This window comes from Kribbella solani (assembly GCF_014205295.1).
Classification (GTDB): domain Bacteria; phylum Actinomycetota; class Actinomycetes; order Propionibacteriales; family Kribbellaceae; genus Kribbella; species Kribbella solani.
Window position 1 is genome coordinate 4825897 of the sequence record NZ_JACHNF010000001.1, and the last position, 13236, is coordinate 4839132.

General features: G+C 68.9%; 11 protein-coding genes. 6 read left to right on the forward strand and 5 right to left on the reverse strand.

Annotation, left to right across the window (positions count from 1 at the left end):
• Nucleotides 1-113: 113 nt before the first annotated feature.
• Both HDA44_RS22000 and HDA44_RS22005 read left to right on the forward strand, forming a co-directional pair.
• Nucleotides 114-3128, forward strand: a complete 3015-nt coding sequence (locus HDA44_RS22000) for a glycoside hydrolase family 38 N-terminal domain-containing protein (RefSeq protein WP_184837323.1) — start codon at nucleotides 114-116, stop codon at nucleotides 3126-3128.
• 94 nt (nucleotides 3129-3222) lie between these two features.
• Entirely contained in the window at nucleotides 3223-4569 is a 1347-nt protein-coding gene (locus tag HDA44_RS22005) for a cytochrome P450 (protein ID WP_184837325.1), read from the forward strand.
• A gap of 107 nt (nucleotides 4570-4676) precedes the next feature.
• On the opposite strand, the gene HDA44_RS22010 is transcribed toward HDA44_RS22005, so the two are convergent.
• Complete coding sequence (locus tag HDA44_RS22010; RefSeq protein WP_184837327.1) at nucleotides 4677-5123, reverse strand: DUF5709 domain-containing protein; 447 nt, start codon at nucleotides 5121-5123, stop codon at nucleotides 4677-4679.
• Nucleotides 5124-5179: 56 nt separating this feature from the next.
• Between HDA44_RS22010 and HDA44_RS22015 the strand changes: the two genes are divergently transcribed.
• Nucleotides 5180-6334, forward strand: coding sequence for an FUSC family protein (locus HDA44_RS22015; RefSeq protein WP_184837329.1), 1155 nt, complete (start codon nucleotides 5180-5182; stop codon nucleotides 6332-6334).
• Nucleotides 6335-6393: 59 nt separating this feature from the next.
• A complete protein-coding gene (locus tag HDA44_RS38180) occupies nucleotides 6394-6516 on the forward strand; it encodes a hypothetical protein (RefSeq protein WP_272956430.1) in 123 nt (40 codons plus the stop codon).
• Nucleotides 6517-6733: 217 nt separating this feature from the next.
• Here HDA44_RS38180 and HDA44_RS22020 read toward each other — a convergent pair whose 3' ends face one another.
• Together HDA44_RS22020 and HDA44_RS22025 are read right to left on the reverse strand one after the other, a co-directional pair.
• The gene (locus tag HDA44_RS22020) at nucleotides 6734-7183 is read right to left on the reverse strand and encodes an OsmC family protein (protein WP_184837331.1); all 450 of its coding nucleotides are present in this window, start codon (nucleotides 7181-7183) and stop codon (nucleotides 6734-6736) included.
• A 4-nt stretch (nucleotides 7184-7187) separates the two neighbouring features.
• A complete protein-coding gene (locus tag HDA44_RS22025; RefSeq protein ID WP_184837333.1) occupies nucleotides 7188-8330 on the reverse strand; it encodes a phosphatidylinositol-specific phospholipase C1-like protein in 1143 nt (380 codons plus the stop codon).
• Between the two features lie 82 nt (nucleotides 8331-8412).
• Here HDA44_RS22025 and HDA44_RS22030 point away from each other — a divergent pair, with 82 nt between their 5' ends.
• Nucleotides 8413-9030 carry a TetR/AcrR family transcriptional regulator gene (locus HDA44_RS22030; protein ID WP_184837335.1) on the forward strand — a complete coding sequence of 206 codons (618 nt, stop codon included), beginning with the start codon at nucleotides 8413-8415 and terminating at the stop codon, nucleotides 9028-9030.
• Between the two features lie 39 nt (nucleotides 9031-9069).
• Here HDA44_RS22030 and HDA44_RS22035 read toward each other — a convergent pair whose 3' ends face one another.
• Complete coding sequence (locus HDA44_RS22035) at nucleotides 9070-9471, reverse strand: DUF3592 domain-containing protein (RefSeq protein ID WP_238352512.1); 402 nt, start codon at nucleotides 9469-9471, stop codon at nucleotides 9070-9072.
• 195 nt (nucleotides 9472-9666) lie between these two features.
• Complete coding sequence (locus HDA44_RS22040) at nucleotides 9667-11535, reverse strand: DUF5107 domain-containing protein (RefSeq protein ID WP_184837337.1); 1869 nt, start codon at nucleotides 11533-11535, stop codon at nucleotides 9667-9669.
• 36 nt (nucleotides 11536-11571) lie between these two features.
• On the opposite strand from HDA44_RS22040, the gene HDA44_RS22045 reads away from it, so the two are divergent.
• Nucleotides 11572-13230: an FAD-binding dehydrogenase gene (locus HDA44_RS22045; RefSeq protein ID WP_184837339.1), complete on the forward strand. Its 1659-nt coding sequence runs from the start codon at nucleotides 11572-11574 to the stop codon at nucleotides 13228-13230.
• Nucleotides 13231-13236: the final 6 nt, after the last annotated feature.

Sequence of the window (13236 nt, forward strand, 5' to 3'; positions counted from 1 at the left end):
TCACAGGCGTGCCGCAAAACTGCGTCTGGACGCATCAGGGGTAGGTGTGACAGCGTTGTCATCCATGCGGCCGAAGGCGGTCGCGGTGAGGACCTTCCCCGGAGGCTGATTTCGTGCACGACGACCGGCAACTCATCGAGGAGCGGCTCAAGCGCGCCCTGCGGGAGCGGCTCCGCCCCGCGATCTACGGCGCGGCGGTCCCGCTGGACATCGAGGTGTGGCACGCACCCGGTGAGCCGGTGTCCCCCGCCGAGGCGCTCGCCCAGACCTACGAGCCGGCCCAGATCGGCCTGCCGTGGGGCCCCGCCTGGGGCACCGCCTGGTTCAAGTTCAGCGGCCAGGTACCGGCCGAGTGGGCCGGCCGCGAGATCGAGGCGGTCATCGACCTCGGTTTCAGTGGCGGTCCCGGGTTCTCCGCGGAGGGCCTGGTGCACACCACCTCCGGCCGGCCGTTGAAGGGCCTGCACCCGCGGCAGACGTACGCGCCGCTGTCGATCCTCGGCCCGGACGGTACGCCGGCCGCGCCGGGTGACCGGATCGAGTTCTACGTCGAGGGAGCCGCCAACCCCGAGATCCCGCTCGACAACGCGTACGCGAAGGTCGACATCGGCGCCAAGCTCGGTGACACCCCGATCTACCAGCTGACCCGCGCCGACCTGGCCGTCTTCAACGCCGAGGTGTGGGACCTGATCCTGGACCTCGAGGCGCTGGACAGCCTGCAGCACGAACTGTCCGCGCAGGAGCCGCGCCGCCGGGAGATCCTGCGCGCGCTGAGCCGCGCCCTGGACGCGCTGGACTACGAGGACGTCGCCGGTACGGCCGCGGACGCCCGCGCCCAGCTGACCGACGTACTCAGCCGGCCGGCGCACGCGAGCGCGCACCAGCTGTCCGCGGTCGGGCACGCGCACATCGACTCCGCCTGGCTGTGGCCGCTCCGCGAGACCCGCCGCAAGGTGGCGCGGACGGTGTCCAACGTCGCGACGCTGGCCGAGGAGTACCCGGAGCTGGTCTTCGCGTTCTCGCAGGCGCAGCAGCACGCGTGGGTGAAGGACAACTACCCGGAGGTGTGGGAGCGGCTGAAGAAGGCCGTTGCCGAAGGCACCATCGTCCCGGTGGGCGGCATGTGGGTGGAGTCGGACACCAACCTGCCCGGCAGCGAGGCGCTGGCCCGGCAGTTCGTCCACGGCAAGAAGTTCTTCCTGGACGAGTACGGGATCGACACCCAGGAGGTGTGGCTGCCGGACTCGTTCGGCTACACCGCCGCGCTGCCGCAGCTGGTGAAGCTGTCCGGCTCGAAGTGGTTCCTGACCCAGAAGATCTCCTGGAACAAGGAGAACCGGTTCCCGCACCACACCTTCTGGTGGGAGGGCCTGGACGGTACGCGGGTGTTCACGCACTTCCCGCCGATCGACACGTACAACTCCGACCTGTCCGGCCGGGAGCTCGCGCACGCGCAGCGCAACTTCGCCGAGAACGGCGCCGCGACCCGCTCGCTGGTCCCGTTCGGGTACGGCGACGGTGGTGGCGGCCCGACCCGTGAGTTCGTCGCGACCGCGCGCCGGGTGAAGGACCTGGAGTCCTCGCCGAAGGTGACGATCGAGTCCCCGACCGAGTTCTTCAGCGCCGCCGAGGAGGAGTACTCCGAGCACGCGCCGGTCTGGTCCGGTGAGCTGTACCTGGAGATCCACCGCGCCACGTACACCTCGCAGGCCAAGACCAAGCAGGGCAACCGGCGTACGGAGCACCTGCTCCGTGAGGCCGAGTTGTGGAGCACGGCGGCTGTGGTCGCGGGCAAGCTCGACACGTACCCGTACGCGGATCTGGACCGGCTGTGGAAGGTGGCGCTGCTGCACCAGTTCCACGACATCCTGCCCGGTTCGTCGATCTCCTGGGTGCACCGTGAGGCCGAGGCGACGTACGCGCGGGTCGCCGACGAGCTGAACGCGATCATCGCCAAGGCGCAGCAGGCGCTCGCGGGTGCTGGTGACGCTCAGATCGTGTTCAACGCGGCGCCGCACTCCCGCGGCGGCGTGGCCGGGCTGGGCGCGGGCGTCGCGGCCGGCGAAGGCCAGTCGGTCACGGTCGACAACGGCGTCATCGACAACGGCCGCATCCGGGTCACCATCGACGAGCGCGGTCTGATCACCTCCCTGTACGACGTGGAGGCCGACCGCGAGGTGATCGCGCCGGGTACGACGGGCAACCTGCTGCAACTGCACGTCGACACCCCGAACCACTGGGATGCCTGGGACGTCGACTCGTTCTACAAGAACAACGTCCGCGACGTGACCGAGCTCGACAGCCTCGACTTCAGCGTGGTCGACGGGGTGGCGACCGTGGTGGTGAAACGGTCGTTCAACCGGTCGACGGTGACGCAGACGCTGCGGGTACGCCCGGGCGCGAAGCGGGTCGACATCGAGACCGAGATGGACTGGCACGAGTCGGAGAAGTTCCTGAAGGCCGCGTACCCGGTGGACGTGCACGCGGACCGGTCGGCGTCCGAGACGCAGTTCGGGCACATCTTCCGGCCGACGCACCAGAACACCTCGTGGGACGCGGCCAAGTTCGAGATCGCGGCGCACCGCTGGGTCCACGTCGGCGAGGCCGGGTACGGCGTCGCGGTCGTCAACGACTCGACGTACGGCCACGACATCAACCGGACCGCCCGGGAGGACGGTGGCACGACGACCACCATCCGTACGTCGCTGATCCGCGCGCCGCGGTTCCCCGACCCGTTGACCGACCAGGGCGTACACACGGTGAACCACGCGCTGGTGGTCGGCGCCGGTATCCCGGAGGCGATCGAGGAGGGTTACCGGATCAACCTGCCGGAGCGGGTCGTGACCGGTACCGACGGGGTCGAGCCGATCGTTGCCGTTGACAACGGCAACGTGATCGTGGAGGCGGTCAAGCTGGCCGACGACGAGTCCGGCGACGTGATCGTCCGGCTGTACGAGTCGGCCGGTGGCCGGGCCCGGGCGACGGTCACGCCGTCGTTCGCGGCCGCGTCGGTGACCGAGGTCGACCTGCTCGAGCGCCGGCTGGCGGACCGGGACCTGAACGACAACGGAGTCTCCTTCGAGCTCCGCCCGTTCCAGATCCTGACCCTGCGCTTCAAGCGGTCCTGACACGCCGGACGGGGACCTTCGCCCAAGCCGCCGCTTGGGTGAAGGTCCCCGTTCGTTGTTCGCGCGTTCATCCGGCTGACGTAGCGTGCAAAGTATGGCTCCGACACCGCTGCTCGGTTCCCGGACGCTCGATCGGCAGACGGCGCGTACGCTGCCGCCCGGTCCCAAGCTGCCCACGCTCGCCCAGACGTTCCTGTTCGCCAGTCACCGGCGGACGTTCTTCCCGCGGATGCTGGCGAAGTACGGCGACGTGTTCACGATCCGGCTGGTGCCGTCCAGCCGGGTCTGTGTCGTACTCAGCCGGCCGGATCACATCCGCGAGGTGTTCGGCGGCTCGCCCGCGGTGATGCACGCCGGCGAAGGAAACACCGTGCTGGAGCCGATCATGGGCTCGCATTCCCTGCTGCTGCTCGACGACGATGACCACGTCCGGATGCGTAAACAGTTGATGCCCGCGTTCTCCGGAGCAGCACTGCGCGGGTACGCCGGGATGGTGCACGAACTGGCCCGGGCCGAGGTGGCGAAATGGCCGATCGGGGAAACCTTCAAGGTGCATCAGCGGATGCGGAACCTGACCCTGGAGATCATCCTGCAGGTGATCTTCGGCGTCACCGACACCGACCGGTTGAAAACGTTGCGGCCGCTGCTGGACAAGATCGTGTCCGTGTCGCCGGTGATCATGCTCGGCGCGTTCTACCCCGCGCTGCTCCGGGTTCGGCCGTGGAAGAGCTACCTCGACACCCAGCGCGCCGTCGACGCCATCTTGTCCGACGAGATCGCCAAGCGCCGTGAGACGTTCGCGGGCCGCACCGACGTACTCTCGCGACTGCTTGCCGCAGGCAACTGGTCGGACCAGGAACTGCGGGACCAACTGGTCACGCTGCTGCTCGCCGGGCACGAGACGACCGCGACCGCGATGGCGTGGGCGTTCCACGAGCTGGCGCGACGGCCGGACGAGCTCGCCTTCGGGCAGCGGGCAGCGGACACCGGAGCGGACGACGAGCTGGAAGCGATCGTCAAGGAGGCGTTGCGGCTGCACCCGGTGGTGTACCAGGTCGGCCGGCGCGTTACCGAAACCACCGACCTGGCCGGCTACCGGCTCCCCCGCGGTACGACGATTATGGCCGCGATCGGCCTGGTCCACCGCGACGCCGAGCATTTCCCGGCACCACGGGACTTCCGCCCGCAACGCTTCCTGTCCGACGACCCGCCGGCGCCGGGTACCTGGATCCCCTTCGGCGGTGGCGCCCGCCGCTGCATCGGCGCCGGCTTCTCGCTGATGGAAGGCACCGAGATCCTCCGCGCGGCCCTCGCGGCGTACGACTTCCACGCCCCACACCCGGCCCCAGAACCCGCCCAGGCCAAGAACGTCACCCTGGTCCCCCGGCGCGGAGCCCAAGTGACCGTCACCCCACGCCGCCCCCACCCATCCGCCATTTGAGGGGTTCACCCCTCAAATGGCCCCTTCACACCCCGTACACCGGAGGTGAAGGGACAAGATCAGAGGTTCACCTCTCAAATGGAACAGCGCAAAACGGAGGGGGTAGGTCAGTTCTCGTCGTCGTTCAGTTCGTAGGTCTCGTCGTCGTTCACGACATGGACGGCCGCTTCTTCGGCGCCGGCCGCGGCGCCGTCGATGCCGACGTCCTCGGCGTAGAGCTCGCTGTCCTCGTCGCTGTGTGAACCCTCGTCCGGCGCGACCAGGCGGCCGGAGCGTTCGGTGCCGACCTCCGGGCCGCCGACGGCTTCACCGTCCTCCGCGTACGGGTCGACGTCGGGGTTCTCCTGGGCGATCCGCTGGTCCAGCGACTCGCCCTGGAGTGCCTCGTCGGCGGTGGTGCCGAAGCCTTCACCGGCGGACCACTTCTCCGGTGGCGAGTAGCCCTCGTCGAGCAGGTCGTCGACGCCCCGGTCGTCGAGAGTGTCGCCGGGCTGCAACTGGTCCTCGTCGTCGACCGAGTAGCTGCCGTAGTCCTCACGGTTGTCGTCGCTCATGGTGCCACCTTGGCGCGTCGCGAGCCGTGGAATCAAGCACGACGCAGAATGGGGCCGTGGATCCGGTCAGGCTGACGTTGGACCAGTTGCGGGAACTGCGGGACGACATCGCCCCGCAGGCCGCCCGGCGGTCACGTGCCTCGATCCGGAAACGGGTGAACCGCTGGCGGGACCGGTCGTTCTTCATCGCCCAGTGCGCGCTCGCCGCCGGCATCGCGTGGGCGCTGGCCCGGTACGCGCTCGGTCACAAGCAGCCGTTCTTCGCGCCGGTGGCCGCGATGGTCTGCCTCGGGTTCAGCTTCGGACAGCGGTTGCGCCGGGTCGCCGAGGTGATGGTCGGTGTCGCGGTCGGGGTCGGCGTCGGCGACCTGTTCGTCCGCGTCTTCGGTACCGGCCTCGTGCAGATCGTCTTCGTGATCGCGCTCGCGATGAGCGTCGCGGTGCTGCTCGGCGCGGGCAATCTGATGACCACCCAGGCCGGTGTCCAGGCAGCCATCGTGACCACGCTGCTGCCGAATCCGTCCGCCGGTTTCAGCCGCTGGCTGGACGCGGTGCTCGGCGGCCTGGTCGCGCTCGCCGCCGCCACGATCGCCCCGGCGGCGGCGATCAGACGCCCGCGGCAGCAGGCCACGGGCGTACTGAACGAACTGGCCGAGATCCTGGTCGAGACCGCCGACGGACTGCGTGCCCGCGACGAGGAGGCGCTCACGGACGCGCTCCGCCGCGCCCGCGCGAGCGAGTCACGGCTGGACGACCTGCGCAGTGCCGCGGCCGAGGGAGTCGCCGTCGTCCGGTTGTCCCCGTTCCGCCGCCGGCATCGCGGCCGGGTGCAGGAGATCGCGGACCTGGTCGTACCGCTGGACCGCGCGATCCGGAACATCCGCGTCCTCGTACGCCGGTGTGCCGTCTCGGTCTGGCGGGACGAGGCGATGCCGACCGAGTACCCGATGCTGTTCGAGCGCCTCGCCGACGGTACGCGGCTGATCGGCGAATCCCTGTTCGAGCCCGCCGCCGACGTGGCCGCGCAGCGTGTACTCGGCGAGCTCGGCCGGCGTACGGCGGAGCTGCCCCTGCCGAGCGGACTGTCCGCGGTCGTGGTGCTCGGCCAGCTCCGGTCCACGATCGTCGACCTGCTCGAGTTGTCCGGCACGCCGTACGAGCAGGCTCGCGAACTGGTCCCGCTCCGGCCGGACGGGCTCGACGAGAAGTAGTGACTCAGGTCACATTCCGGATTCCCGTCATACCTGGCCGACTGCCGCGTCTCACCGGCATGACGATCCACCGACTGATGAGCACGATGGCCACCGAGCAGGTTCGCCGGCTCGAGGACCTCCTCGCCATCGAGGCCCCGATGACCACCGACGACCGGACCGACGCCGCCGCCGAGCAGTAACAGGCGCCAGCCGGACGAACGAACCCGGGTGGCGCACCCGGACGGTCTCGCCCACCGAGCCAGACCGCACGGAAGTCGCACACCGAACGCAGAGGCGCCCAGTGCGAAGCGCCCCCGGATTCGTTACCGGCGTACCGCCACGGAGGTGCGCCGACCCACCACCCGCCGACCGTCCTGACGCCGCTTGCGCGAGGCTCAGGCCGGTCGGCGGGTGGTTTTATTTGCCAGTAGCAACAGTGATCTCGGTGCTCACCGAGTTCGCGATGAAACACTCCTGGTGGGCCAGGTGATGGATCCGCTCGATCGTCGCGGCGTCCGGCTCGGTACCGCCCCAGCCGATCTCCGGGTGCAGGGTCACTTCGGTGATCGCCAGCCGGCCGGCCGCGTTCTTCGCCATCACGCCGACCGCGTGGTCGTCGTACGAGTCGACCACCAGCCGCTTCCGGGCCGCGATCGCCAGAAAGGTGAGCATGTGGCAGGACGACAGCGCCGCCACGAACGCCTCCTCCGGATCGACCGGACCCGGATTCCCGCGGTACGCGGGGTTGGCCGAGCCGGGCACCGTGACGCCGCCGTCGAAGCGCCACTCGTGGTCGCGGTCGTAGTTCTCGTACGTGAACTCGTGCTCGCCGCGGCTCCAGCTGACGTCAACCACATGCTCCGACATCGGATCATCCCTCCGAAACAGCCGCCTTCGCGGACGTTGTCACCGGGTTGGAGCGTACCGGCGTGTGCCCAGGCAGCTTGGCAACGTAGTCACTGTCGTACCGAGCCGCCATGCCCGCGACCGGGAAGTCGGTGGTCACGAACTGGGCGCCACTGGCCAAGGCGATCCCGAGCCGGGTGTAGTCCTTGTCCCGGATCGTCGACATCGGTTCGTCCGAACGGGTCCGGACCAGGTACCCCTTCTTCACCAGGCGCTGGATCTCGGCCTGGTTCGTACCGCGCGGATCGTTCACCTGGGTGATCGCCGCGTCCGGCGCGCCCTCCGGACCGCGAGTGAAGACCGCGCGCCCTTCCAGGCTCGGCCGGCCGGCCGTGTACGTGTCCCGGATCGCGCCCGGCCCACCGTTGTCGAAGTAGAACATCACCTGACCGCGGGCCTGCTTCAGCGTCGGCCAGCCCTTGGTCAGTACGGACTGCTCAAGGGTGAGGCCGGGCTTGCGTACGTCGTCGGGTGTCAGGATCTCGTCCTCGGCGAACACCGACCGGATCTCGGTGTCGACGCTGTCGAGGTTCGCGGCGTCCCACGGCGGCGCCTTCACCCCACCGGCGGCGACCACGTTCGGGTCGGACTGCTTGAGTTCGAGGTTGATCGCGATCGGTACGTGCGACGGGTGCGCGTCCGACCAGGTCTTCACCTGCTGCAGGCACAGTACGAAGGTGTCGCAGGTCGTGTTGTAGTCGAAGTCCGGAATGTGCAGGACCTTGATCCCCGGCTTCGCCATCGCCGGATCGGTCAGCGGTCCCTGCCCGGTCAGCTTCCGGATCAGTGGGTACGTGTACAGGCCACCCTGTGGATCGGGCAGCAGGTCGAGCTCGAGTGCCCGGACGTTCTGGTCCTCGAGCTGCTGCCCGATCGGCGCGTGCGAGTACCAGAGGTCCACCGAGCCGGGGTTCTGCTGCTGCTGGACCTTCTGCTCCGCCGGGCTGAGCTCGCGATGGTACGAGTTGTGCGCGCCGACGACCTGCAGCTGGTTGAGCCGTAAAGCAGACCCGGCGGGCTGCGAGTCGTGCCGGGTACCGATCGCGGTCCCCGAGGCGGCGACCGCGGCGGAAACCAGGCCGGCGACGAGCGTCTTACTGAAGCGCATAAGGAATTCCCCTCCGTCGATTGACGGCAATCTGTCACAAACGAGTGGCAACGATGTCCCGCTCAGCGTGGACAATAAGTGAATGGTGACTTCGGGTGCGTATCCGCTCCGCCGTACTCCGACCCAGGACCGGGCGAACCGCCAGGTCGAGCGCATTCTGGACGCGGCCTGCGCCGAGGTGGTCGAGCGCGGGTACGACGCGGCGTCGACGAGCGGGATCGCGAAACGGGCCGAGATCGCGGTCGGCAGCGTCTACCGGTACTTCCCGGACAAGCGCAGTCTGGTGCAGGCGATCGAGCGGCGGAACCAGGCGCGGTACACGGAGGCGGTCCGGGAGCGGCTGGCGGAGGTGACCAGCTGGCGCTCGGCGGTCGACGTCACGCTGGACACGTTCCGGGACATGCACCGGACCGACCCGGGGTTCAAGGCGGTGGTGCTGAGCGGGCTCGGCGATCCGGACCTGGAGGCGAAGCCCGGCGAGTTCGACGACCAGCATGCCGGTGAGTTCGCGGAGCTGCTGGTGCTGCGCTTCGGCGCGCGGGACACCGCCGAGCTGCCGCTGGCGGTGACGCTGTGCATCGCCATGGGCGAGGCGCTGGCCCATCTGGCCGACCGGCTGCCCGAAGCGGAGGCCGCATACGTGCTGGCACAGGGGCGCCCGGTGCTCTACAACCTGCTCGCCCCACATCTTCCTGCTTGAGCCGGAGAAGGCTCAAGCAGGACGGTCACGCCCGGCTGTTCAGGCCGCCCTGGCCGCGGACTGCGGTCCCAGGGTCGGCCAGTGGCTGACCCGCCCGGCCAGGCGGGCCCGGCGGGGCGTCCGGACGTCGTACGCGACGATCACCCGATCGCCCTTCGCGTAAGTAAGCCGGCTCCCGACCGGGAACTTGCGAGCGACCTCGTACGGTCCCTCACCCCGGCGGGTGTAGTACTCGACGATGACTTCGGTGTACACCGCCGGAGCACCACTCTCCAGTTGACCACGGACCGGGCCACGGACCCGGATCACTCGTCCCGCGGTCTTTTCCTCTGTGCCGGTAGGGAGTTCGTCCCGGCGCAGACCGGCCAGGACCTCGGTCACGACGAAAGCCGCGACCACCAGCACCAGGCCGAACCCACCTAGTACAACGATCGTCAACATGGCACTCACCCCCGACGCGCCGCCCGCAAGCAGCGCGGTCGTCGTTGTCGTAACTGCCTTGCGCGGCCCTTGCCGCACACCGGTGAGACGCCACCGGACTCCACTTGGTTCCACTCGGGTACGGATTCTTTTCTACAGCACCATGGTAGAGCCCGGTGGAGCGGTGTTACTAGAGGTAGAGTTGACCTGAAGTTGTCAGTTTCCGCCCATTCCGAACTGATACCGGGCCGGCACCGGCCGGTTGGTGCCAAGTGCCTCCTCGGCGGCCAGCCAGTAGTCGGCGAGTGGATTCGCCCCTTCACGGACGGTGGCCAACTGGATACCCGCAGCCAGAAGTTGGTGCGCTGCCGCCGGGTCGCCGGTCTCCAGCGCGTACCGAACCCGGAGCAACTGGACGCGCGGGTCGTCCGGCGCGTGCTCGAACATCGGCTCCGCCCGGGTCGCGTCGGTGTCCAGCGCGGCCGTGATCGCCTCCACCACCAAGGGCACGAGATCGGGCCGAAGTTCTACCGCACGCTCGTAGTACGACAGCTCGCCGGTGACTGTTCCGAGGTTGCGCAGTGCCCAGGCGTTGTCGCCTGATCGCTTCCACGCCTCCACAGCACCGGCCTCGTCACCGTCGTAGTGCCGTGCGACGCCACGGTGGTACCAGACGAGCCAGTTGTCCTCCGCTGCCTCCAACAGCTCGCGCCAGGCGACTAGCGTCCCGTCCGGTACGTCTAGCGTCGCCGGCAGCTGTCCGTCGAGCAGCGGCAGCCATGCGCGTTCGCGGGCGGTCATCGTGTCCGCGGTGAACGGTGTACCGGCTGACACCGCCCAACCGGTCCGGGCGAGCTCCAGCGCACCCCAGCCAGAGCCAACCGCCAGTACCTCCGCTGGTGCCGCGTCGGCGATCTGCTGCCATTGCTGTTCCCGGTCACCCAGTCCGTCCAGCAGTGGGCTCAGTGCGGTCGCCCCGGCGGTACGGGCGGTGTGCCAGTCATCTGCATGCGCTGCAGCCGGATCCACGGTCAGCCGGCCGTACGCCTCCAACCAGTGCCAGTCTGTTGCCGCAGGCAGTCGCAAGTGCTCCATCTGCGTACGGGCGAGACCAGCCTGGATCTCGGCGTACCCACCGGCTTCGAGGCCAGGCGACAGCCACTCCTGCCACCGGTGGCCGCCATCGCCCTGACCCCAGACGAACAGCTTCCGGCCCTGTAGCCGTTCGGTCGACGCCTGCACCAGGCCTGTACCCGAGCCGTCAACTGAAGCGATCCACGGCTGTTCGTCCGCACGTGGTTCGAAGAAGAAGTCCACTGCGCGCAGGTGCCGCGCCGGGTAGGTCAGGTCGGTGCCCTCGTAGTGCGGTACGTCGATCAGGTCGAGCCGGCTGCCGTACCCGTACCGCCACGCCTGGTCGGCCGGCACTAGTACCCGCCTGTCCGCTGACTCCGGTACGGCGATGTTCGACCACCAGTACGCAGGTACGTCAGCGTCTGACGGGTTCTGCAGCCGGACACCCACGTACAGGAACTCCGAGTCAGCGGGCAGCCAGAAGTCCAGCTGGGTGACGAGGTTGCGCGTCCGCTCAAGCTCCCACAGCCGCAGTACGGGCGTACCGTCCGGACCGTCTACCCGGGCGGCATGCATCGGCGCGCACGTACCTGTCCAGTGACCAGTGCTACCGAGGTTCCACTCGACGCCACCGGCGAACCAGGCATTGCGCAGCGCGAGGTTCGCGGGCTGGAACACCGGGTTGCGGTAGAGCAGCTCGGTCCCGTGGTGGATCAGCGAGTACAGCCGACCACCCAGACTTGGCAGCACGGTCGCACGGACATGGTCGTTCTCCAGTACGAGCGCGGGCAACGCCGTCTCGACGAGCGTGCGGTCGTACCCGTCCTGGTTCAGGCACGGCAGCGGACTGTGCAGTTGCCCGTACTCGATGTTCGTCCGCAGGTCGGCCGGAAGTTCGGCGAGGTTCTCCACCCGATGCAGTTCACGTTGCGTACGCAACGGCGCGAGCGGGTTCTCCGGACCGAGCGAAGCTGCGGGAAGCACGACGTTTTGCGCAGAAAGAATCGTCACCGCCACATCTTCGCAAGTGCGCTATACATGGTCGACATGGACGCTGATGTGATTGTCGTCGGGGCGGGGCTGGCCGGGCTGGCCGCGACCGCCGAACTGGCCGACGCGGGCCGGAAGGTGCTGCTGCTCGACCAGGAACCCGAGGCATCGCTCGGCGGACAGGCGTTCTGGTCGTTCGGTGGGCTGATGTTCGTCGACTCCCCCGAACAGCGCCGGATGGGAATCAAGGACTCCCGCGACCTCGCCCTGCAGGACTGGCTCGGCTCGGCCGGGTTCGACCGGCTGGACGACGAGGACAAGTGGGCCCGGCAGTGGGCCGAGGCGTACGTCGACTGGGCCGCCGGTGAGAAGCGCCCCTGGCTGCATGCCCAGGGCGTGCGGTTCTTCCCGGTCGTCGGCTGGGCCGAGCGCGGCGGGTACAACGCCGACGGTCATGGCAACTCGGTGCCCCGGTTCCACATCACCTGGGGTACGGGACCGGGGCTGGTCGCGCCGTTCGAACGACGGGTCCGCGAGGCGGCCGCCCAAGGGCTGGTCGAGTTCCGGTTCCGGCATCGCGTCGACGAGCTGACCGTGACGAACGGCGTCGTCGATGGCGTTGCCGGCAAGGTACTCGAGCCCAGCGACGTACCGCGCGGGGTGTCGAGTTCACGCGCCGAAGTCGCGGACTTCCAGCTGACCGCACAGGCGGTGATCGTGACGTCCGGCGGGATCGGCGGCAACCACGACCTGGTCCGCTCGCAATGGCCGCGGCGGATGGGCGAGCCGCCGAAGCGGATGATCAGCGGCGTACCGGCGCACGTCGACGGCCGGATGCTCGCGATCACCGAGCAGGCCGGCGGCCGGTACGTGAACCGGGACCGGATGTGGCACTACACCGAAGGCATCCAGAACTGGGATCCGATCTGGCCGATGCACGGCATCCGGATCCTGCCCGGCCCGTCGTCGCTCTGGTTCGACGCGACCGGGAAGCGGCTACCGGTGCCGTTGTTTCCCGGCTTCGACACCCTGGGCACGCTCGAACACATCATGCGTACCGGGTACGACTACACCTGGTTCGTGCTCACCCAGAAGATCATCGAGAAGGAGTTCGCGCTCTCCGGCCAGGAGCAGAACCCGGATCTGACCAACAAGGACGTCAAGGGCGTACTCGGCCGGGCCCGCGGTGGCGCCACGCCTCCGGTGCAGGCCTTCATGGACAAAGGTGCCGACTTCGTTGTCCGAGGCAACCTTCCGGATCTGGTCCGGGGGATGAACGATCTGACCGGCGAGAACCTGATCAAGCTGGACGACCTGGAACGGCAGATCGTCGCCCGGGACCGGGAGCTGACCAACACCTTCACCAAGGACCTCCAGGTGACCGCACTGCGCGGCGCCCGGAACTACCGCGGCGACAAACTGATCCGGGTCGCGACGCCGCACCGGATCCTCGATCCCAAGGCCGGTCCGCTGATCGCCGTCCGGCTGAACATCCTGACCCGGAAGTCCCTCGGCGGTCTGCAGACCGACCTCGACTCCCGGGTCCTGCGCGCCGACGGCACCCCGCTGCCCGGGGTGTACGCGGCCGGCGAGGTGGCCGGCTTCGGCGGCGGCGGCGTACACGGCTACCGCTCGCTCGAAGGCACCTTCGTCGGCGGCTGCCTGTTCACCGGCCGGACGGCCGGGCGAGCGGCCGCCGCCGCCGTCGTCGGCTAACTGTGT